This is a genomic window from Adlercreutzia equolifaciens, assembly GCF_029076695.1.
Lineage (GTDB): Bacteria > Actinomycetota > Coriobacteriia > Coriobacteriales > Eggerthellaceae > Adlercreutzia > Adlercreutzia equolifaciens_A.
Map to the genome: position 1 here is coordinate 1 of NZ_JARFIK010000471.1, position 295 is coordinate 295.

Consider the following 295-nt stretch of genomic DNA (forward strand, 5'->3'; position numbering starts at 1 on the left):
GGGCCACGTGCCCGGCAGTGTGAACGTCCCGCTGCAAGAGCTGAACCGCGTTACCGCCGTCGTGCCCGATCCGGCCACGCCGCTGTTCGTCTACTGCCACAGCGGCGGTCGCAGCGGACAGGCCGTCGGCGCTCTGCAGCGCGCGGGCTACACGACCGTGAAGAACATCGGGGGCATGGGCACGTATACGGGAGAGGTGGAGCGCTCATGAAGGTAGTCATTGTCGGCGGCGTGGCGCGCGGCGCCACGGCCGCGGCCCGTATCCGTCGCCTGGACGAGCAGGCCGAGATTGTGG

The 295-nt window shown here is 69.8% G+C and carries 1 protein-coding gene; it reads left to right on the forward strand.

Annotated features, from left to right (window positions below; all coding sequences use genetic code 11):
* Positions 1–211, forward strand: a 211-nt coding sequence (locus PZH32_RS13220) for a rhodanese-like domain-containing protein (RefSeq protein WP_275208713.1), incomplete at its 5' end; no start/stop codon positions are given.
* Positions 212–295 lie beyond the last annotated feature (84 nt).